Here is a 23617-nt window from a genome sequence, read left to right as displayed (position 1 = left end):
TAGTATTGTGTCTTGCCTTTTTAGGTGCAGTACACAGCCGGTGATTGGCTAGTGGATGTTCTTCCATTTTGCCAGTGCCGGTTTTTTGTTGGATAATAGAGAAAATGAAGTTTTTATAAAGAAAGAAGGGGTTGTTTTGAAAGATGTAAATTCTATCTTTATGAGAGAAAAGATTGCTAGTACTTATCTTTATTTTATTTCTTTTCTTGGTTTGGTTACTATAACTATATCTTTACTTGAAATTAAAATCCCTTCTCATCCAACAATACTAATATTGTTGTTACTATTTATGGGGATTGCAGAGTATTTTCCTGTAAGATTTTGGAGAGGAACTAGCTCGCTTACCTTTCCGATCATTTACGCTATGAGTTGGCAGTTTGGAATCCATATAACTATTATTGCTATTGTACTCGTAACGCTAATTATTCACCTGCATCGTCGTTCACCGATACAAAGGATATTATTTAATAGTACTCAGCATGCACTTAGTTTGATTTTGGCCGAATGGTTTTCAAACAAATGTATGTCCTTATTACTTAATAAGATAGTTATGTCGGTTCTATATGAAAATTTAATATCTTTGTTATTATTTTGCGTGTTTTTTTGTTTTTTCAACAATCGTTTTTACGATTTGTTGATGATACTTCTTCCACAGCCATATTCAATATATCAGTGGTATAAAAAAACTGTAACGGTATTTCTTTGCGAAACTTTTGGTTTCTCTTATGCGGCCCTGATGCATGTATTAATTAGTATATATAGTGTGGAAATAAACGAGATTACAGTACTGTTTTTCTTTTTTCCACTTGTAGCAGCTTCCGTTATTAGTTCTTTTTCTGTACGGATAAGGATGGAGAAGGAACGATTATATGAGTTATTTCTTATTACGACCGAAATTAGTCGAGGATTAACTGGAGGAAACTTGAAACATATTAAAAAAGCACTTAAAGGTTTTTTTGGCATACAAGCATATGTAATATGGACAAAAGATGATGGGAACTGGAGTATTCTATTAAAAGATGGGAAAGTGCGCTCTTGTATTTCTGATGATTCAGAAAAAATAAGGGCGTTTGAGGAACTTTCTAAAAATCTTGTATTTAATGATTGGAAAATTGGTACGGCTCCTAGAGATGAAATATTTGATAGTGTTATACGCTCACTTGTATATTTTCCTCTTATAGTAAATGATGAATTAGTCGGAATGTTTGTTGCAGGGAAAAGTAGAAATGCGGGTTTCTTTCCGGAAGATGTACAGTCGTTAGCTACATTTTCTAACCAATTAGCTAACGTAGTTAAAACAAGGATATTGATTTCTGAACAGGAAAAAAGAATGATCTTAGAAGAAAGAAATAGAATCGCCCGTGAAATTCACGATGGTATTGCGCAAACATTAGCGGGGGTAATATTCCAACTAGAATCCGCACAGAAAAAATACCGTTATAAACCAAAAGATATGCAGCAAGTAGTTGAGAAAAGCATAAAAGATTTAAGAGGAAGCCTAGGAGAAGTTCGCTATTCAATTTATGCTTTAAAACCATATCCGACACAACAATTAGGCCTTAAGCAGGCAATAGCAAGTAAAATAAAATCTTTAAAACAAGAATATGAACTAGACATTACCTATCATGAAAGAGGTCATGCACGTGCGCTTAGTTTTTCAAAAGAAAGAGTTATATTTGATACATTACAAGAGAGTTTGCAAAACATTGTAAAACATGCACAAGCAAAAAAGGCTGATGTTTTACTCAGTTATCAAAGTGAACACGTTCTTTTAAGGGTTAAGGATAATGGAGTTGGCTTTTCACTATTTGAGTCTATGGTTAAAACAAAGAATGAGCCACATTATGGTATATTACATATGAATGAACAAGCTGACCAATTAGGGGCTACTTTACAGATTGATAGTTCTATAGGAAAAGGGACAGAAATTACACTGTTAATTCCAGATTCACAAACAAGGGGTGCGTAAAATGATTAAAATATTAGTAGTAGATGATCATGCTTTTTTACGGGATGCAATTCGGAGCATACTAGAGGATGAATCTGATATGAAAGTGGTTGGAGAAGCTAGCTGTGGGGATGAAGTATTGGGAAAAGTAGAAGAATGTGGACCAGATTGTATTTTGATGGATATTAACTTGCCAGGGAAAAATGGGATTGAAGCTACAGAGTTAGTGAAAAAAATTTATCCGAGTTGCCGCGTACTTGTGTTTACAATGTATGAACATGATGAGTATTTAATGGATGCACTTCAGGCCGGTGCTGATGGTTATTTATTGAAGGATTCCTCATCAGAGCAGGTAGTAGCAGCAATTCGAATGTTATATCGAGGCGATTCAGTTATTCATCCGCGTATGACTAAAAAATTAATTACATATCATCAGCAAAAAATGAAAGTAGAATCAAATGAAAATGAACTGACGGAACGTGAAAAGGAAATTCTCTTTGAACTAGTAAAAGGACTTAGTAATAAAGAAATTGCTGAAGTTTTATATATTAGTGATAAAACAGTTAAAATACACATCAATAAAATTTTTAAAAAACTAAATGTGAAAAGTAGATCGCAAGCAGTGATTTATGCAGTACGAAATCAATTGGTTCCGCTAGATTAAATAAGAAATCTATCAAAGAACTATCGTGTCGCTTTATTCTGTATTACAAAGAATAAAGGACAAGGTAGTTCTTTTGTACTATGTAGGCATAGAATCCTTAGGGAAAAGATACTCCTTTTGTTTAATTTTCAGAATAATCTAAATGTGGAATAATAAAAATAGAATTACATTTTAATCTTGTTAATAATTCATTTTGTGAAAATCTTTTATTGGGAATAAATGATGGGGGGCTCTTATAGAAAGAGTAAAGTGAGTGGTTAGCTATATGTGGTATGGGGATGGTAGTAGTGTTGGAAATCTTTCATGATACAAAAGATTAAGATTAATAGAGTTTCCAATGCTACATGAGAATTTAAGAATCAATTTGTTTCAAAAAATAATATTAATAATGGGGAGATGCAATATGAAACGAGGGAAATTTGGAAAGGTTCTTATTGGAACGTTAACAGTTGGAATGTTATTGTCTCAAGGGATTCCATATAACGTACTAGCGGAAGAGGTAAATACATCTACTTTAACTGGAATTGATGATGCAAATGCTATCTTAAAAGGCCTTACAAAGGAACAACGTAATGCCTTAAAAACGTTAGATACAAAACCAGGCTTTGTTATTTCGCCAGGTATCAATACAGCAAGTCCTAATAATGTGAATGTGATTATAGAATTTAAGCAAGCACCTAGCAAAATTGAGGTATTAAAACAAGCGGCTAAAGGGAAAAAGGTAGCTCTTTCAAATGCGGAACAAAAGGTAGAGGCATCACATAAAGGATTTAAAGCAGAGCTTGAACAGCTTCAAAAGAATAAAGAGAAAGGGACAAATGTAAAATCTGCAAAAATAACAAGAGAATATAAGAATGCTTTTAATGGTGTAGCGATTTCTTTACCAGCGAATATGATTGAAGACTTAGTTCGTACTGGTATCGTTAAGCGCGTATGGGAAGATCATGAGGTTAAAATTGATTTGCCGAAAGACACAGCTAAGACTGCTGTTGAACCGAAAATGGCAGATAGTGTACCGCAAATTGGTGTAGACAAGCTGCATGATGAAAAAATAACAGGTAAAGGAATTAAGGTAGGTGTACTGGACACGGGTATTGATTACAACCACCCGGATTTGAAAGATGCATATAAGGGATATCGTGCAAAGCAAGGTGAAGATCCAAGCAAAATAGATCCGAACTCAATAAAAGGATGGGACTTTGTTAATAATGATGCCGATCCAATGGAGACAACATATAAGGATTGGCAAAATTCTGGAGGATACCCTGAGATTTATGATGGAAGTGCATATTATACATCCCATGGTACGCATGTAGCTGGGACAATTGCTGCAGACAAACAGAATAGTGTAGATTATGCAGTGAAGGGCGTTGCTCCGGATGTAGATTTATATTCATATCGCGTACTAGGTCCGTATGGAAGTGGACAAACAAGCGGTATTCTTGCTGCGATTGATAAAGCAGTGAAAGACGATATGGATGTTATCAATTTATCACTAGGAGCGTCTATTAATGATCCTTTATATCCTACTTCTGTTGCAGTGAACAATGCGATGTTAGCTGGTGTTGTTACAGTAGTAGCAGCAGGTAATAGTGGTCCGGGAGAAGGTACCATTGGATCACCTAGTGCAGCAGCACTTCCAATTACAGTTGGAGCAAGTGACGCTGCAATGACTATCCCAACGTTCTCCGCCGATGTAGGTGATGTACATGTGGATAAGATGATGCTACTTGGAAAAAGCTTTACTGATAAGATTGAAGATTTGAAAGGGCAATCCTTATCGGTTGTATATGCAGGGCTTGGGAAATCAGGTGATTTTACAGGGAAAGATGTGAAAGGGAAGTTAGCTCTTATCCAACGCGGTGAGATTACATTTGATGAAAAAATTAAAAATGCTAAGGAAGCAGGCGCAAAAGCGGTAATCGTATACAACAATGTAGATGGTGAAATTACAAGTTATCTTGGGGAAAGTAATTCATCCATTCCATCGTTCCGCTTAACAAAAGTAGATGGTGAGAAATTACAAGCAAAAGCTGTACAAGGAGATGTGTCGTTAGCGTTTGGAGAACTTAGTAATATAAAAACAGAGGGAGATCACTTGGCTGATTTCAGCTCCCGTGGTCCTGCAACTAAAACAGATGATATTAAGCCGGATATTGTAGCACCAGGTGTGTCTATTTTCTCAACTGTTCCTGAATATATTAATGATCCAAAAGATGGAGAAAATTATCCAGTAGCGTATGGACGTATGTCAGGTACATCTATGGCAACTCCTCATACTGCAGGGGTAGCGGCACTTATTTTACAAGAACATCCAAACTATAGTCCATTTGAAGTAAAAGAAGCACTTATGAATACCGCAGTTGACCTAAAAGAAGAGCGTTCTGTATTTGAGGTGGGCTCTGGACGAATTGATGCATATCGTGCAGTTCATGCAGATACATCTATCGAGGTTATCGATAAAACATCAAACGTTGTAGATGATGAAGAAGTAGAAATTGAAGAAAAAACAGGTTCTATTGCGTTTGGGTATAAAAATCAAATTGAAAATGGGCCTATTAAAGATAGTCGAAAAGTCTTAATTAAGAACAGCGGTAAAACTGATGGGAAAGAGTTTAAATTAGAAGTAGAGTTTTCACCTACAAGTGTAGGTGTGCAAGATGCAGCGAAGAATGGTGTGAAGCTAAATTTACCAGATTCTATTAAAGTAGCTCCTAGTACATCAGAGGAAATTAGCCCTGAAATTATCATTCCAGAAAACGCTGAATTTGGTAGATATGAGGGCTATATTCATATTTCAAATAAAAATAATGAAAAAGAAGTATATCAAGTACCATTTGCAGTTAAATTCACAGAAAAAGGGATTGCGTCTGTAGATTTACTGAGAGATGCAATGGCAACAGATGCATCTAAATTCCATCCGTTTATGGAGAGACCAAGTTCGCCTTTGACATTTAAACTAAATAGTCCTCTTGAAACTATTGATGCAGTTGTGAAGGACCGAAAGACAGGGAAGGCATTAGGAGTCGTTGGTACACTTGATGCAAGTAGTCTAACACCGAATCTTGAATATATGATGTTTTCTGGTATGGGAGGGTATGTACTTCCATTCACAGGAGATCCAGCTCATCCAATTGCGGATAAGCCTGTTATGTTGCCTGATGGAGATTACGAATTGAACTTCGTTGGATATGATAAAGAAGGAAAAGCGTATACAAAAGGCGATAGCATTATCATTGATAATGTAATACCTGAAATGAAATTTAAGGATGTACAACCTGGTATACACGAAGTCAATGATTCCATGTTTAAAGAAGAAGACGGCCAACGTGCATTATGGGTGCATGGTAACATTTATGATTCTACAGTAGATGCATTAAAGGCAAAAGGCTTGCAGTATGATCAAAAAGCGAATCAAATTGTATATTATCAAAATTCTGCCTTTCCATCAGGTTGGCTGAATACAATTCAAGCAAATGGTGATTTTAAATTTGGAGTACTTCCAGAGGAAATAAATGAGCCGTTAAATTTAAAATTATTTGGATATGATCTTGCAACTGCAGGGAATATGGCAACTGGATATAAAGATTACGTCTTTGTAAAGGAAGGGACAGAATACGCTGTTCCAAGTTATGACAAAGATAAAATCAAATTAGGAGAGAAAATTACGTTAACTTTGAATCTTAATAATGTAAAGCAGCTTATGTCAGGTACATTTGAAATTCCTTATTACAAGCAGCTATTTAAATTTACAGATGTGAAACCAAATCCAGCATTTGCGGAATATGTAAAACAACATGGACTGAACCTTAAATTAGAAGATCCGAAGATAAGTGAAGAAGGAGCTTGGGAAAACAAGGTGAAAGTTGGCGCATCATTGGAAGGAAAAGAATTTAAAGGATTAGATGGAGATACACCATTTTTAGATGTTACATTCGAGATGACGAACGATGAATATTTTAATGATTTAACTGCATTTGGAGTAGATAAGTTCTCTTATACAAAAGCTGGTGCATCAGAAGGAACTGAGATTCCTGCGTTTAAAGATAAATCTTTTGCTATTGTTTCGAAACATTCAACAGTTACAGGATATATTGGACCGGAAGCTTTCTTGAATGAAGAGGGGTATTTAGGTAAGAAAGACTATACAAAACTAGGAGCAAAAGTGTACGTAGTTGGCAAGGATGGAAAGAAATATACAGGAACGATTGGTGATAACGGGCAATTTGAAATTCATAGTGTCCCAATAAGTGATAAAGAATATGATATTTTCGTAGAAATGCCAGGTCATTTAAATAGTAAATTAACAACAAAAATAGGGAAAATGCAGGATGGAGAATTAGTGGGACAAAACTTTAGAGCTGACATGGATGATAACCTTGCAGGTGATGTAAACGGCGATAAAATGGTAGATATTCAAGATGCTAGAATAGCAGCTTTATCGTATGGAAAAGGAAAAGTATCTGTAAAAGATGGAGATATAAATCAAGATGGTGTTATAGATGAAACAGATATTCGTTTTATTGAGAAAAACTTCTTGAAAAAGGGTCCAGATGCCAAAGAAAATCAGAAGCCGAAAGAAAATGTAGGGCCAGTGACGTTAGATAAAATCTTACGATCTATCGGTTTAGAACCAAAAAAATAAGTGGACAAACTTCTAGAGTAAATAAAGTAATCAGACAATGAATAGTAAATGAAATGAGATTGGCTAACAAATGACCGGTAATGATTCATGGTAATATTACCGGTCATTTTAAAAGTAATAGTTGTTTAGGCACAAGCAGTAACTAGTTTGAAGTTAGTTTGCTTTCGTTATGGGACAAGGTAGTTGTTTAATTATTATTGTTTGTGGGATGGAAATAAGGTTTGTAGTTTGAACTTTAAAAATAGGGGGACTTGTGAAATGGGTATGAAGAAAAAACTTGGTATGGGTGTCATAACTGCAGCGCTGGGCTTATCTTTAATTGGTGGGGGAACATATGCGTATTTTAGTGATAAGGAAGTATCACAAAACACGTTTGCAGCGGGTACTTTAGATTTGAGTGTGAATCCTGAAGTTGTTATTAATGTCGACAATCTGAAACCAGGTGATGAAATGGAGCGCGGTTTTCAATTAGTTAACAAAGGAACCTTAGCAATAGGAGATGTGAAACTCCTGACAGATTACAGTGTAATTGATGCGAAAGGCGATAATGGAAATGCTGATTTTGGTGATCATATCCGTGTAGATTTCTTGTGGAATTTGGATAAAAATGAGGTTCCAATTTGGTCTACTACATTATCTGAATTAAAGGTAGCTACGCAAAATGGAAGTATTCCTGATCTTGTACAAAAAGGTGTCGTAGACCGAGAAGGAAATGGACTTGCTCCTGGTGATGATGATACTTTCTATGTAATGTTCACATTTGTAGATAATGATGCAGAGCAAAATGTATTTCAAGGAGATTCATTAAAATTAAATTGGACTTTTAATTCCATGCAAGCAAGTGGAGAAGAAAAATAAGTGTAATAATTTGTATACTCTATGTTTAAAATTGTAACAAGAAGCATAAGATGGCCGTTTTGATTAACTTGGCCAACTTATGCTTCTAATATGTATACAACAAAAATAACAACTAGCCCCTTGTAAGAGATGCTAGTTGTTGTAAAATTCGTTATTGGAAGTCAATTTATTTTATTTAGTTCTGTATCGTACAACACCGAAATGTCATTCCAACCATAAGCTACATCGTCTACTACTGTTTCTCCAAACGTGCTGGTTCTGCGAATATATTCCTTTCCACTCATTCGTTTATAAAAACCAAGTCCAGACTTATTTTGCTCCATGACCCATACTAACATAGAATGTATACCCTTCCTTAATTGTAAATATGTTTGATTTTATTGGTGAAGAGGGAGGAAATCTCTCTTCTTTTTTTGTTCCTTCTAAAGTTCGAAGGTGCCTTGAGCAATAAAATTTGATTTTTTTAAAACAGTTGAATTACACGCGTTCACTTTATTTAGAATCGAGAGTGGGGGAGTTCAAAGAAAGATGGGGAAATAAAGCTCTGCCTCTTGATAAAAACTTATAGAAATAAAAATAAGATAGTTACTGTTGGACAGATAGTAAATCACGATTAATATACTAGGTCTTACGAGTACGATAGAAAATATATAACTTCATAAAAAGAACTCCTATGTTACTTAGGAGTTCCTTTCGGATGAAGTTAACAAATTTATAGAATGTTGAACATTAGTTTGTTTTTTCAACAATAGGAGAGATAGCTTTCACAGGAACACCAGCAAGTAAAATAGGGCTAAACTCAAAAGATGCAGCATAAACGTTCACCGTATTACCGATTACAATATCTTGTAATACTTCGGTTGAAGTTTCAACTTTATAAGTTATGTTGTTACTTGAAACTAAGATTGAGTTATCCGATTTCCCTGTAACATTTCCTTTGATTTTTTTGTATTGATTCTCTAAAATATTTTGTTCATTTCCTTTTTGAATAATCGCGTTTCTTGCCTCGAAAGGTAAGTCCTTTAGAAGGATAGGGGCCATTTCAAATGCTTGAGCATAAACATTTACTGTATCACCTATCTGAATGTTTGGTAGTACTTTTGGATTAACATGGGCACGAATGGTTTGATTTTCACTTGAAATTTCTAGACTATCTTCGGATTTTTTTGTCACTGTACCAGAACGCTTTTTTAGTTGTGCTAAGAGTTTTTGTTCTTTATCTTTACTCATTACATGGTTTTCTTGTTGTTTGTTAGATTCGTCGTTTATTTTAGAAATAGAACTTACATCAGTGTAAAATACAGTTTGTCCATAGAGTTTTTGATGTTTCCATTGATCTTTGTTAGCAACTTTAACTTTGTCACCGTTTTTAAAGTTAGAGTTACTACCATTTGGGAAGTCTATAGTCACTTCTTGACTATTTCCATTAGCATCTTTATATGCAACAGTCACATAATAAGGGTCTGCATCATTTATTACACCAACTACAGCATTTTCTTCTACTTTTGTTTGTTTGTGGATTTGATCAGATTTTGCAATAAATTGTGCAGCTTCTGCACGGGTAATCGCTCTATTAGGGGACCAGCTATTTCCGTCTTCAGTGCCCTTAGAAACTTTTGTTTGTATTAAAATATTTGCATATCTTTCTCCCCAATGCCCTTTTAAATCCTCAAATGTAGTTACACTATTTTTAGTAACTTTATTTTCTAATTTATAAGCATTTGCCACCATTGAAGCCATGGATGCACGATTAATCAAACCTGTTGGAAGGAAGTTACCATTTCCATCTCCTTTAATAACACCTGCTTTTTCAACAGCTGCAATGTAAGGTGCTGCCCAGTGGTTTTGAGCATCTCGGAAAGATGGTTTAGCATTCTTATTAATTTCTAATCCAAGCATTATAGCCATTATTTTGGCAGCTGAACCGCGGTCAATTGTTTCAGCAGGAGCAAAAGTACCATCGGGTTTTCCGTGTAATGCGCCTTTTTCAACTAGGTAATTTACAGAAGGGCTTGCCCAATTTGGGACATCTGGAAATTTATGAGTATTTGCAAATGCACTAGATGAGTAGGATAGTAGACTTCCAGCAAGAATTCCTGTAGCAATTAATTTGTATTTCAAAATGTAACACTCCTAAAAAATATTATAGCTTGGTAAATCAATCATTTATAGTGAATCTTATAAGTAATATGAATTAGTTTAAATAATAGAGTAGGTTGGCAATTTCGCTATATTACAGGTGAATAATAATTAGTTAATTTAAATTATTATTTCGAAAAAAATCTATAGGCATACACTTATAATAAGGGGCTATTTGATATATTTATCAAGCTTGTGTAACCAGTATAGTTACTTATATATATGAGTGTCAATTAAAAAAGAATTACATTTTTGTAAGATAACCATGTTAATAACATAGTAAGTAATTATTATATAAGGTGAATAATTAATCATTATAATAACTATAAGGATAAATAAATTTGTTTTTAATCCTATGTAATGAGAGGGCTCTCTAGATTAAATAATTTAGATTTATATGTGGGGTATTTTTGTACATCTCCTGAAAAAGGCGAATAAGAAGTACGCTCTTAAAATTTCTAACGAAGTACTTCGTATATACTATTTACTGTATTTTAGATAGTAACTTTGATTGCAGTAATTCTTGAATAAATGCATCCATGTCAACAAACTTTTGTTGTTTATTAAACTTAAATTGCCATAAAGATTAATAAGTTGCCATGCAAACGGAAATGTTTGTTTTAATTTATCTCTAAATATTGGCTATTTTCTTTCCTGTAAGTCAGCAAATTAGTAAAAATATAGGAATTATAATAAATGATACGATTCGCTAATAAACAGTACAATCAACCAGATAGGTGGATTATTATCATTTTTAGCTTATTATAAACATAAAAAAATTTACTTCGTGTAAAAGTTACTTGCTATATTATTAACCTTATTACCTTACAAAAGTGTAATAATCTTTTTGTTGACGTTCTTTAAAAGATGTAACTATAATGATTACATGATGATTGATAATGGAAATCAGTTGGTGAAATGTATATACCAATTCAAAAAGTCTTGTAATATGTTACAAGGCTTTTTTGAATTAGTTACTTTAAAACATTATATTCTGTTTCATTTTTATTAGCTGCTTGCAAAAATGTCATATTTCTGTCGTGGACACTCATTCCTATAAGTAACTATAATTGCTCCATCAATTGGGTATATGTTACATTTATATAATTTCTCAGAGATACATGTTTATATAATGATTGTCCTGTTTATATTCTTTTGACTGGAAAGTCTATACATACACTTAATTTCGTGAAATTTTTTTATAGAGATATAAAAACTTTTTTTGTTGATAATATTTAATGTATCTACTCAGTATAAGCCTTTCTGTATTTTATTAATTTTGGAATCATGATGTTAGCATTTTAGCATTGTCCAATCCATTTGGAAGCATGCTAGAGTACTAGAAATATTTGTGGCTTTTTATGAGAAAAAGGATGCAGAGAAATATGGTGATTTATCATTTTCCGACAGAAGATTCCTTTCGTTTCATATGGTTAGAAACATTTTTATAATTCCTGTTCTATAATTGTTGAATATTAACAGGTGTAATTTGAGGTTGCTTTATTTTGAAAGAAATCTTTTGAAATGGTCATAATAGAAATAATAATTAGAAACAAATTTAATAAAAAATGATGAAAGACTTAAGAAGGTGAATATATTGAGTAAACATTCACATGTGCAATTTTATGTATTGATATTGGCTCTAATAGCTTATTTAAGCTTTTGCTTTATATTTTTATTTGTTTTTCCGAATCAGTATTTTGTATCAGATTTTAATATACGACTCTCATCTTTAGTTGTTGAAACTATTGTACTTATTTCATTACTCTATTCTATAGTATCCAGAAAAGTTAAGTTAGGATTGTTTTGGGCTTGTATTACTATTGCAATAGGGTGTTTCTTGATAGGGAATTTTATATCTGCTTTTCAAGTACTTAATATAGAATTACCAATACAAAATTTTAATATCTCTGATGTATTTTTGTTGTTTTTCTTATTCTTCTTTCTCTTTGCGTTCTTTTATAAAATCATGATGGAATGTAACAAATGGGAGAAAGCGTATTTGATTTGTGATTTATGTATTGTTGTTACTGCTATTTTCACCTTAGAGTGGTACCTATTTAATAAACCTTCTGCAAATATTTTATTCTTATCAATTGGAGATGTTTTTCTTTCATTTATTTTCCCGATTATAGATCTATTGCTTCTTTTACTAGGAGTTAGCCTTATCTTTCGACCAGCAATTTTTAATGCGAAAAGTAAATTGTTTATTTTCATCTTAGTATTAACTGGATTGTCTATTACAGACTATTTATATTTCTATTTACAAGATGATTTATCACATCGTTCACTCATATTATTAAGGTGTTTGTATAGAGTTTTTCTATTATTTATTGCCATTGCCGCTACTATCCCAAGGAGTGCATCTTCTAGAAGAAATTATTTTATTATTAATCCGACATTTGGAAAGAAACTTCTTGTCATATTTCCTTATCTTGCAGTTGCAATCTTAATTGGTTTTACTTTAAAAGAGCAAACTTCTTCAGCTACACTGATTAAGGGCAATTGTATTGCCTTTGTATTTGTACTGATTCGTCATACAATTGCACGAATGCAAAACAAAGATTTAACTGAAACATTAAAAGTGTTTAATAATCAATTAGAGCAAAAAGTATCTCAAAGAACAGCGGATTTAATAAAAAAATCTAATGATTTGGTGAAAAATCAAGAGAGGTTTAAGTCCTTATATGAGTACCATCCAGATCCTATTTTAACGATTGATTCAAATGGTACCGTTTTAAATATAAACCAGTCTGGAAGTATATTATTAGGGAAAGACAGTGCTGCATTAATAGGGAAAGAGTGCTTCTCTATTTTTTTAGATGAAGATAAATCTGAATTGGAATCGGCTATAAAGAAAGGGAAACGATGTAGTTCATCTTCGTTACAGTTACGTGTGAAAAATAACAATGAGAAGGATATACTTTTTTGGTATGTCACTATAGTTCCTATTATGATAGAAGGACAAGCCTTTGGGAGCTATGTAATGGTAAAAGACATAACGAGGATGAAACAACAACAGGAAGAGATAAATTATCTTGCATTCCATGATACGGTGACGGAGATTGGAAATCGTATATTCTTTCAACAAGAATTAGATAGATCCATTAAGCGTGCACAAAAAACAAAGGATAAGTTTGGCCTCTTGTATATAGATTTAAACCGTTTTAAGACTATTAATGATACACTGGGTCATTCGATTGGTGACAGGGTTTTAAAAGAAGTTGCTAAACGTTTTAGGACATGTCTGTCACCGCCTATTCCTCTAGCAAGAATAGGTGGAGATGAGTTTGCAATCATTGTCCATAACCACACGGAACAACAGCTATTGGATTTGTGTAAAAATCTATTTCGTATAACTGATGAACCATTTGTAGTAAATCATCATAGTTTTTACTTATCTCTTAGTATAGGAATAGCAGTGTATCCGTTTGGAGGAATAAATACTACTACACTTTTACAACACGCTGATATCGCTATGTATAGTGCAAAGGAAAAAGGTAACAATGCTGTTTGTATGTATGACGAGACATTATCTCAAAAAGTAACTCGTCGATTACGATTAGAACAGGATTTACCAAATGCAATTGAAAATAATGAATTGTTTTTATTGTATCAACCACAAATTGATAGTAAGGCAGGTAAGGTTATTGGTGCAGAGGCTTTAATACGTTGGCAACATCCAGAGCTTGGGCTGATTTCTCCTTTTGAGTTTATACCTATAGCAGAAGAAACGTCGCAGATTATTTCAATTGGGAAGTGGACGTTACAGAAAGCGTGTCGACAACTGAAAGAATGGCATTCTGCGGGCTTTTCAAATCTAAAGATGGGGATAAATTTATCAGCTATAGAGTTTGAACAGAAAGATTTTATTCAAACGATTATTTCTACCATAGAAGAAATAGGAGTACCAGCTAACTTGATTGATTTGGAATTAACAGAGCGAATTGCCATGGTAGATGAGAAAGAAACTTTATCGAAGTTAAAAGCCTTGAAATCATATGGTGTACATTTATCAATTGATGATTTTGGTACAGGATATTCTTCATTAGCGTATCTACCCTTGTATCCAATTGATACTTTGAAAATTCCAAGAGAATTTGTGAATAGAATTGGAACTTCAAATGATGGAGATGAAATTATTCAAACAATTATTTCGTTAGCCCATACTTTAAATATGAAAGTAATAGCAGAAGGGGTAGAAACGAAGGAGCAATTAACAGTGTTACAACAAAATGCATGTTATCTAATTCAAGGTTATTACTACAGTAAGCCTGTAAATGAAGATGAATTTATTAATTTTTTAAATACGACACAAAATAAATAAGTCCCAAAAAATATATGAATTAAAGTGAGAAGACGTTCTACTCATATGGAGTAGAACGTTTTTCTTATGTTTACTTTCAGAAGGTATGCAGTTAAGTTTCTGTTTTTGAGAGTAAATTTAGTATCCATATTCTCATTATTAGATTTGTTTTGAACTACACGCTTATTTAAGTGAATAAAAGTTAGAATAATTAAGGAAAAGGATAATTTTGTTCTTAATTAACATAATTTTCAAAAATAAAATCTGCGGATGTTAATATTTGTTATATAATATAGTTGTCAAAGTACTACCCCTGTAGTTTCTATGATGAATCGGTAAGATAGTTTGTTTGTCCCATATATTCACGTGATATAAAAAAACTTGTAGAGATTCCTGCAAGTTCTTTTTTTAAGGATTAAATGTGAATCTGAAATAAAGTAACGAGTTTTTGAGGGGAGAAAAGTAAATGTTTATAAAAGCAGAAAGATTACTAATACGAAAATTTGAATTCAAGGATTGGGAAGCTGTTCATGAGTATACATCAGATAGCGATGTTATGAAATACATACCTGAAGGGGTTTTTACTGAAGAAGATACAAGAAACTTTGTAAATAAAAATATGGGTGAAAATGCTAAGAACTTTCCTGTGATACTTATAGGTGAAAATATCCTGATTGGTCATATTGTTTTTCATAAATATTTTGGTGAACATACTTATGAGATTGGGTGGGTATTCAATCCTAAATATTTCAATAAAGGATATGCTTCTGAAGCAGCACAAGCTACATTGAAATATGGGTTTAAGGAAATGAAATTACATAGAATTATAGCTACATGTCAGCCAGAAAATACCCCATCATATCGAGTGATGGAGAAAATTGGAATGAGGAGAGAAGGCTATTTCAAGAAGTGTATCCCCCATGGAAATGAATGGTGGGATGAATATTATTACGCTATTTTAGAAGAAGAGTAGTGTCTCAGAACGTATTATTAAAATCAAAATCATAATCATAATCATAATTAAAATTGTGCTATCATTTTTTGAGAATTGCTTGGTCTATAAAATAATTAAAATGTGGGTGGTGCTCTATGCCTATCAAGCTAACATTATACAAGTTTAATTTCATGTAAGATTTTTTCTTTTTTCTAAAGATCCAGTGTAAGTTCTTTAAAAATTTGCATACTACATAAACCCTATCGGGCTTCATTTTTTTGATTACGCTATCTGATTGTGGGACATAGAAAAATTATATACGATGCCTAAGATATCAATGACTGTTTTCTTCTTATACCTATGGAATTTTCGTCCGTTTTTTTGTAAGAGATTAAACAGACGAAACAATATCTTTGTTAATTCTTAGGTGTCTTTTGTAAAGATTGATAAAGAAGTGAAAAATAATCTTTTATGATATAAATCGCTTTATATTTGCTTAATTCTCGTTCCTTCTTGCTGAGGATTAATTGGCGTATTTGAAATATGGTGGAGGAATATAGAAAGGTACTAATTAATTGTTCATATAAATGACATTCAAGTTGTCCTTAATTGATGTACACCCCAAATGTTAGACACCAACAACAATTGGGGTGTACTTTTTTATAGTTAAATTTTCACGAGAGGAAAATGTAATGGTAGTAAGAAGGTATTTAGATGGAAATGATGGAGCGAAGAGACGTGCAAAATCTATAAAGGTTCATCCAAGTGTAATTCAGCAGTAAGGTAGTTCAAAACAGTTTATTTCGCAAAATACATATGGATTGGTGCTGTTATTCATTTGAATCTTAGTAATACCCTGATCTAGATGCTAGCCCAAAAAAGTTCGCAATCTATTATTAGTAATTCATGAAGATAAGATAATGAAAAAATATTTTTTCATTTTAATATTTAAAACTTATGTATACGTGTTACAATGAAGTTCTCCGATTTATTTTATTCTTCTATTTAGAATTTATGGTTTAGTTTCCAATAATACAAAAGTGGCTGTAGTAAATAGATAAATGAATGAAGTGAAGCGATTAGAGTGGTTAAAAGGCTGTTAAGCATAATTATCAAAAAAATAAATTCACTTAGTTAAGTTTTAGGGGTTTATTATGGTAAGGATTTCATCAAATTTGAATAGTTCTAGATTAAACTTTTGATCCAATTAAAGTCAAAAATAATCTTTTAAATGAAGTCTATGTTTCATCCAGGTAATTTAGAATAATTCGTAGCCTTAACATTGCTTAATATAGCAAAATAACATATTCGAAAGGTGGATAGATAAAACTCCGCTTGTAAAAACTAAATTGTTATATGAGAAGATATACGTAAAAGGATATAACGGTAATTTCATTTCGAATGATACCATAAATGAATGTAGAAAAAATAAAGGAGCAAACAATTAAATAAACTATATCAGTTGTAAGAATGAAAGGGAGAAGTATCTAGTGTTTAATATAAAAGAAAGATTGGAACAAATGAAGCTTAAAACGAAGTTGTCTATGGCATTTATTGCAATATTAATTATACCAAGTCTTATCGTAGGAGTATCGTCTTATGATAAAGCAAAAACAGATCTTAATGAAACAATTCTACAAACTGCGAAAGATAATGTGAGTATTTTAAATAAGATAGTTGATGATGAATTAGAAAATAAACATGTAGATGTAACTCATTTTGCAAAGATACTTACACAAGGTGATTATAACGCTGACCAATTGCAAAATGTGCAAGGTAAATTTGATCAATATATACAGTTACATCCAGAGATAGAAACAATTTATACTACATCTAGTAATAATCAATTTATTCATGCGCCCGTTGGAAAAATACCTGAAGGATTTAACCCATTAGAAAGTAGTTGGTATAAGGATGCAGTAAAAGCTAATGGAGAGATTATTGTTTCGTCTCCCTATAAATCAAAGGCTACAGGCAATATGGTAATAGCAATTGCAAAGCAAAATGCTGATAAAAGTGGTGTCATTGGTGTGGACTTGAATATTAATGATATCGTAAAAACTTCTAAAATGATAAAAATAGGAAAACAAGGATTTGTATCTATAGTAAGTCAAGATAAGACTATAGTTGTTCATCCTACACTTAAGCCAGGTGAGAAATTAGAGAAATCATTAGCAGATGAACTATACAAGAAAGAAGATGGAGTAATTACTTATAGCCTTAATGGTGAGGATCGAAACATAAGCTTTAAAACAAACAAAAAAACAGGCTGGAAAATAGCTGGTGTAATGCCTATTAAAGAAATTGAAGAAGCTACCAATCCTATTTTTTATAAAACGCTCACTATAATAGGGGCTTCATTGTTGTTAGGTGGAATTGTTATTTTCTTCATTCTTAAATCTATTATTAATCCATTAAGACAATTAGTTATTTCAGCTCAAAGAATTAGTCAGGGAGATTTAACTGAGAAAATAGATATTCGTTCAAAGGATGAACTTGGTCAATTAGGAGGTAGTTTCAATACAATGGCAGAGTCGTTACGTAATATAATTTCTCAAATTAACACATCTGCAGGACATGTGGCTGCTTCGTCTGAGGAACTAACTGCTAGCGTCGAGCAAGCCAGTGTTGCGACAGAACAAATTACAAAAGAAATGGAAGAAATATCGAATAGTGCAGAAGTTCAAAATAATGAAGTTGCGTCTGGAGCGAAATTAATTGGTGAGGTAACACGAAACATTCAATGCGTAGCTGATAATGCTTCTGAAGTATCGGCTTCATCCTTATACACAAAACAAAAAGCCAATGAGGGTGAACAATTAGTAGAACAAACTGTAACGCAAATGCAGTCAATCCATCATTCTGTTTCTCAATCTGATAATGTAATTAAATTATTAGATAAGAAATCGCAGCAAATCGGAAGTATATTAGAAGTAATTCAAAATATTGCAGCACAAACAAATTTATTAGCATTGAATGCAGCGATTGAAGCGGCAAGGGCAGGAGAACAGGGGCGTGGCTTTGCAATTGTTGCCGATGAAGTCAGGAAGTTAGCGGAGCAATCATCCGAATCTTCAATGGAAATTGGAAGTTTAATTAATGAAATACAAGCAGATGTACATGAGACTGTAAAAGCTATGAATGAAGTAGGAGTTGAAGTGCAGTCAGGGATTCAGGTTGCGAATGATACAAAACAAAGTTTTTATGAAATCTCAAAATCTGCAAATGATATCGTGTCAAAAGTACATGGTATGGTGGAATTATCAAATAAAATGACAAGTGATGTAATGGAAGTCGATACATCAATTAATCAAATATCTATGGCTGTGAAAGAGAATTCTTCAAGTATGCAAACGATAGCCGGTTCATCTGAAGAACAACATGCTTCTATGGAAGAGATAAATTCTTCAGCAGTACAATTAGCACAGATGGCCGAAGAACTTCAAGAATTAATTGGTGGATTTAAGATATAAGTTCAGATTCTAAGATAGAATCCTAGATAGTGAGTTTAAGGATAGAAGTTAAAAATCTTATAACGATAAAAGGAGCAAATTAATTTGCTCCTTTTTCACTTGCATTCTACATGAAATTTAGTATCATATTAACTTTGTTGTGGTGCACCACCATGATCGCCAACACTATATGTAGGAGCAGGGTAATGTCCATGAGTAGCAAACTGATCCGCTTTAGAAAATGGAGAAATTCCCACCGTTAGAATCCCAATAAAAGCAATACCCGATAATAATAGGCTGATTTTTTTCATTATTTTAACACTCCTTTTTCGATTGATTTTCGTCTTGCTTGATAACAAATATGGAAATAATTACTTACCTTTTGGTGGTTCTCTAATTGTCTACATTTTGTGGCAAATAATTCGGCGTATTCGACAACACATTCCCATAATTCTTCTTGCTCAAAGTATAAGATTCCTTCTTGAATGATTTTTTCTAATTCTTCCAGTGGAATATTTTTATTTAATCTTTTTAAAATAGAGAAGTGGTGTGTGTATTCTTCGTTATGAATTCCTCTGCAGATCTGTAATCCCCTATCAATGAGTTTGCTAGCTGCGGATTGTTCTCCTAATTTATAATGTCCCTTAGCTTGTAGGAAGATAGCTTTGAAGTGTGTAGGGATTTTTTCTGTTACTTCTGAAAGGTGACGAATAGCTAGCGTAGACATACTTTGATCAGAATACAACCACCCCATAGTACTTTTTACGTATAACAAGGAATCTTCTTCCTTATTCTTCTGTAGTAATTCAATTGCACAATGTAGATATTCTTCTGCTTGTTCGTACTGATTTAAATAGATACAGCAACCCCCTAACAAACTATTACAAAAGGCTGTTTTTACTTCATAACCTTCATACTTCGAAAAGATTGCTCTCGATTTATTTGTGTATTCGATAGAGGCGAGCATGTTATAGGTATGGTGATAAAAAGTAGCAATTCTATAGTAAAATTCAGCGTGTTCAATTTCATCTGGAATGTCTACTAATATCTTTTCTGCCAGTTTATAATGTTCTTCTGCCTCAGTAAAACTTGATATAAAAGTAGAATGAATGGATTTGAAAAAGTGATAGTAGAAGCGTAGAAAATGGTCTGTAGGCATATCGTAATCACTAATAGCATCAAAACTATTTTGTTGAATACCGAGGCTATCTGTTAAGACTGTGTAACGAAATTCAAGTAATGAGTAATATAGTAACAAATTTTGATCCTGACGTTCTTAATTTGACTCAATGCTTAACTTAATAATTTTTTCATCAATTTTCTTTTTTAGATTAGTAGCTTTTACAACTTGTTGAGATAGTATAGATCGATACCAGTCGTTCAATAGAGAGGTTAATTGCTCATTTCCCTTTACTGGAACACTCACTATATACTCCCCCATCCTATAGAAATATCTTAATCCTATTTAATTGTAACTATCATAGCAAAATAGAAGGAATATTGGAGGTATTTTACAATGTTTTTCAATAAAATTCATAGAAAATAATCAATTCATGTCGAATGTACCTAGAATTCAAGAAATTTCCTTTTCGTCAAACAGATTAATTACGTATTCATTTTTAAATTAATTCATTGGGTACTATAGTATATATTACTAATAAATGTATAAAATTGCGTATATAAATTAAGAAGAGAATAAAGGAAGTAAAAAAACTTGTAGGCATTCCTACAAGTTTTTTAGAAAATGTAAAAAGGTGAAACAGAATATCTCATTACTCGTAACAGGGAAACTATCTTACTTATGGCTTGATTTCATTATATAACGAGTATTAATATTTAGAGTTTAGGTATTTGGAAATTTTGTGAATTAATAAAGAAGTTTTTACTATTTTAAGGATTTTTTTGTAGTTGATTAAAGGGGAATTAAAGGCTGGTAGAGGGGAGACAAGGTGCATAAAAGAGAAAATCTCCTTTAATTGTTCTAAAAAGATGATTTTAAAAGCTATTTGGGTATAGAATAAGCAGTTCATGAATTTATCACCATTTGTGAAAGTAAACGAGAGACCCGATATATAAGCAAGAGATTTGGTGAAGTAGCTATAAGAAGGGGATAGGTATAAATTTGTTAAAGTTCAGTGTAATTATCGGGATTTTAACCTTGTTTGCTTTTCTAATAGGGTAAGTTAAAGAAGATAGGAAGTTTTCCTTTAAAATATGCTTTTTTGATGGGAAAGGATTTTTTCATAACCAGAACAAATAAATGAATAAGTTCATATACTGTATTGTCGTTAAAGTAAGGCATTATTCTCTCTGGACAAAGGAATCACTAGAACAATATGTGGTTCCTTTATTCTTAAGTATAATGTCTATGAGTAATTTGAAATAACCGAAGAAATAAAATCTTTGTTAATGGGCAGTCACATGATTCTAGGTATAGTAAGTTCACAATTTAGACTATAAAAGTTAAAGTGTCTTTAGCTAAGAAGACTCCCACCTTAAGAAACAAGCAGTGATTATGAGTAAGCGGAGATAGTTCAAAGTGTGGAATATTGTTTGATTTGGTTAACACATAAATTTAGCATCTCTGTACTGGTGTAAGAATTATAATGTTTATACCATTCTATTGTATTTTCTAAAGTCTGTTGTAGGGACCACTTCGGTTGCCAATTAAGCTTGAATTTTGCTTTACTAATGTCAAGGTTTAGTAAATTTGCTTCATGAAAATTCATTGGACCCTTATTTTCTGATGTCCAATCTCCGCAACCCCAAATATCTAGTAAACTCGTCACTAATTTTTCTACTGGAACAATATTGTCTAGGGATGGCCCAAAGTTCCATGCACCTGAAAAAATAATACCACTATTAATAATTTTTTCTGTGAGGAGTAAATACCCGTTTAAAGGTTCTAGTACATGTTGCCAGGGTCTAATAGCAGTAGGGTTTCTAATAATAATCTTTTTATTCGATTCTAGTGATCGTATACAATCAGGAATAATCCTATCTATTGACCAATCACCACCACCAATTACATTACCAGCTCGAACGCTTGCAATTATTTTCTTGTGGTGAGAAAATTTCTCTTCTGAAAAATAAGAATTTCGATAGGAAGAAATTAAAAGCTCACAGCATCCCTTACTTGAACTATATATGTCATGACCGCCCATAGGATCAATTTCACGATAACCCCAAGGCCATTCTTTATTTTCATAGCACTTGTCACTTGTCACCATAATTCCTATTTTAGCGGATTCATGTAATCGAATTGCTTCTAGTACATTCATAGTTCCTACAACGTTTACCTCGTATGTCTCTCTAGGATATTCATATGAATATTTAACTAGAGGTTGTGCAGCTAGATGAAATACAATTTCAGGATTATAATCTGTAAAAACTTTATTTAGTTTACTAAAATCTCTTATATCTCCGCGAATATCTATTATATCATTTTGAAGATTGGTAACATTAAAGTTATCATGTTTATTCTTAGGATCTAATGAATATCCAATTACAGTAGCTCCCAATTCCTTTAACCATAGGGATAACCAAGAACCTTTAAAACCAGTATGTCCTGTAACTAAAATTTTCTTTCCGTAAAAAGCATTATTAAAGTTTTTGTTTAACAATTAATCGACCTCCTTTAGTACAATGTTTTCAGGGGATTAGGTATAAATGTGTATTATTTTTATACCAATTAATAGTTTTAATAATTCCTTCTTCAATATTAATTCTAGGTTCCCATGAAAGAGATTCTTTAATTTTGTGAACATCTGCTTCAGGAATCCATCTTTCATTTGTTCTAGAGGAAATTGCACCGTAATTCGGTCTGGAATTGGTGTTCAAATGTTTGAATAATAATTCTACATAATACTTTAAAGGATGAATGGTACCACTCCCGATATTAAAGATATCATTTTGTACAGTAGTATTTTCTACCGCTAGGATACAGGCATCTATTATATTTTCTATATAACAATAATCTCTTAATTGATTGCATAAAGTTAAATTTACATCTTTGTTTTGTAATACTTGCAAGATAATATAGCTGAATATTTTATGTGGCTCCTCGGCCTCTCCGAATATGCCAAAAGGTCTTAGTGTTATAAGATTAATATTGTTTTCGCTAGCAATTTGATGGGCGAGTATAGTAGCAGCAGCCTTGGTACTTCCATAGATATCCACAGGTGTTAGTAGCATATTTTCATGAATAGGCTCCATTTTATTACCGTATTCAGAACTACTGCCCATATGAATAACTTTTTTACAATTTACTAATTTTGCTGCCTGAATTATGTTACATGTTCCTATAATATTTGTTTCTATAGCATGTATATAGTCTGTATGGGCAGAATTTACACCATAGGCGGCCAGGTGAAAGATATAATCCGGATTCACTTTCTTTATTGCATCTTGTACTTGTTTTTTATCTCGTATATCTATTTCATAGGTTTCAATATTTTTTAGAATATCGTTCAGTCTCCAAGAATTGGATGATGTTCTTATCAAAAGAACAATTTTTGCTTGTAAATTTAAAAGTCTTCGTACCAAGTGAGAACCAATAAAACCGTATCCACCAGTAATAAGAAAAGTTTTATTTTTAAATGAAGTAATCATAGTGATAATCTATCCTTTATTAAGATGTATTTTTAGTTAATGGAATAAATTCACTTATAT

12 protein-coding genes and 2 pseudogenes are annotated in these 23617 nt (G+C 32.5%); 7 read left to right on the top strand and 7 right to left on the bottom strand.

Annotation, left to right across the window (positions count from 1 at the left end; translation table 11 throughout):
- The first annotated feature begins 136 nt into the window (after positions 1-136).
- From DN390_RS17360 to DN390_RS17345, 4 genes are all read left to right on the top strand, one after another.
- Positions 137-1969: a GAF domain-containing sensor histidine kinase gene (locus tag DN390_RS17360; RefSeq protein ID WP_147807930.1), complete on the top strand. Its 1833-nt coding sequence runs from the start codon at positions 137-139 to the stop codon at positions 1967-1969.
- A 1-nt stretch (position 1970) separates the two neighbouring features.
- Entirely contained in the window at positions 1971-2612 is a 642-nt protein-coding gene (locus DN390_RS17355) for a response regulator (protein WP_060630894.1), read from the top strand.
- Positions 2613-3015: 403 nt separating this feature from the next.
- Positions 3016-7257, top strand: coding sequence for a S8 family serine peptidase (locus DN390_RS17350; protein WP_147807929.1), 4242 nt, complete (start codon positions 3016-3018; stop codon positions 7255-7257).
- Positions 7258-7515: 258 nt separating this feature from the next.
- A complete protein-coding gene (locus DN390_RS17345) occupies positions 7516-8115 on the top strand; it encodes a TasA family protein (RefSeq protein WP_098199142.1) in 600 nt (199 codons plus the stop codon).
- Between the two features lie 161 nt (positions 8116-8276).
- Here the strand turns inward: DN390_RS17345 and DN390_RS30685 are convergent, their stop codons facing one another.
- Together DN390_RS30685 and DN390_RS17340 are read right to left on the bottom strand one after the other, a co-directional pair.
- On the bottom strand, positions 8277-8453 hold the full coding sequence (locus DN390_RS30685; protein ID WP_179955761.1) for a hypothetical protein: 177 nt from the start codon (positions 8451-8453) through the stop codon (positions 8277-8279).
- A gap of 391 nt (positions 8454-8844) precedes the next feature.
- Entirely contained in the window at positions 8845-10236 is a 1392-nt protein-coding gene (locus DN390_RS17340) for an S-layer homology domain-containing protein (protein ID WP_147807928.1), read from the bottom strand.
- Positions 10237-11851: 1615 nt separating this feature from the next.
- On the opposite strand from DN390_RS17340, the gene DN390_RS17335 reads away from it, so the two are divergent.
- Positions 11852-14581, top strand: a complete 2730-nt coding sequence (locus DN390_RS17335) for a sensor domain-containing protein (protein ID WP_147807927.1) — start codon at positions 11852-11854, stop codon at positions 14579-14581.
- 445 nt (positions 14582-15026) lie between these two features.
- Positions 15027-15533 carry a GNAT family N-acetyltransferase gene (locus DN390_RS17330; protein WP_060630906.1) on the top strand — a complete coding sequence of 169 codons (507 nt, stop codon included), beginning with the start codon at positions 15027-15029 and terminating at the stop codon, positions 15531-15533.
- A 243-nt stretch (positions 15534-15776) separates the two neighbouring features.
- On the opposite strand, the pseudogene DN390_RS17325 reads toward DN390_RS17330, so the two are convergent.
- Positions 15777-16096, bottom strand: a pseudogene (locus DN390_RS17325) (IS4 family transposase); the annotation flags it as partial.
- An 888-nt stretch (positions 16097-16984) separates the two neighbouring features.
- On the opposite strand from DN390_RS17325, the gene DN390_RS17320 reads away from it, so the two are divergent.
- A complete protein-coding gene (locus tag DN390_RS17320) occupies positions 16985-18967 on the top strand; it encodes a methyl-accepting chemotaxis protein (protein WP_147807926.1) in 1983 nt (660 codons plus the stop codon).
- Between the two features lie 128 nt (positions 18968-19095).
- Here the strand turns inward: DN390_RS17320 and DN390_RS30680 are convergent, their stop codons facing one another.
- The 4 genes and pseudogenes from DN390_RS30680 to DN390_RS17305 form a co-directional block, all read right to left on the bottom strand.
- The gene (locus DN390_RS30680) at positions 19096-19257 is read right to left on the bottom strand and encodes a hypothetical protein (protein WP_098198849.1); all 162 of its coding nucleotides are present in this window, start codon (positions 19255-19257) and stop codon (positions 19096-19098) included.
- Positions 19257-20372: pseudogene (locus tag DN390_RS17315) on the bottom strand (response regulator aspartate phosphatase). The gene DN390_RS30680 and the pseudogene DN390_RS17315 overlap by 1 nt, the downstream one beginning before the upstream one ends.
- A gap of 1108 nt (positions 20373-21480) precedes the next feature.
- A complete protein-coding gene (gene rfbG / locus DN390_RS17310) occupies positions 21481-22569 on the bottom strand; it encodes a CDP-glucose 4,6-dehydratase (protein WP_147807925.1) in 1089 nt (362 codons plus the stop codon).
- A 28-nt stretch (positions 22570-22597) separates the two neighbouring features.
- The gene (locus DN390_RS17305) at positions 22598-23557 is read right to left on the bottom strand and encodes an NAD-dependent epimerase/dehydratase family protein (RefSeq protein WP_097845000.1); all 960 of its coding nucleotides are present in this window, start codon (positions 23555-23557) and stop codon (positions 22598-22600) included.
- Between the last annotated feature and the right edge of the window lie 60 nt (positions 23558-23617).

Source organism: Bacillus sp. SH7-1 (assembly GCF_008042405.1).
Taxonomy (GTDB): Bacteria; Bacillota; Bacilli; order Bacillales; family Bacillaceae_G; genus Bacillus_A; species Bacillus_A thuringiensis_N.
The sequence above is the reverse complement of the archived record's forward strand: the minus strand, read 5'-3'. Positions and strand labels throughout refer to the sequence as shown.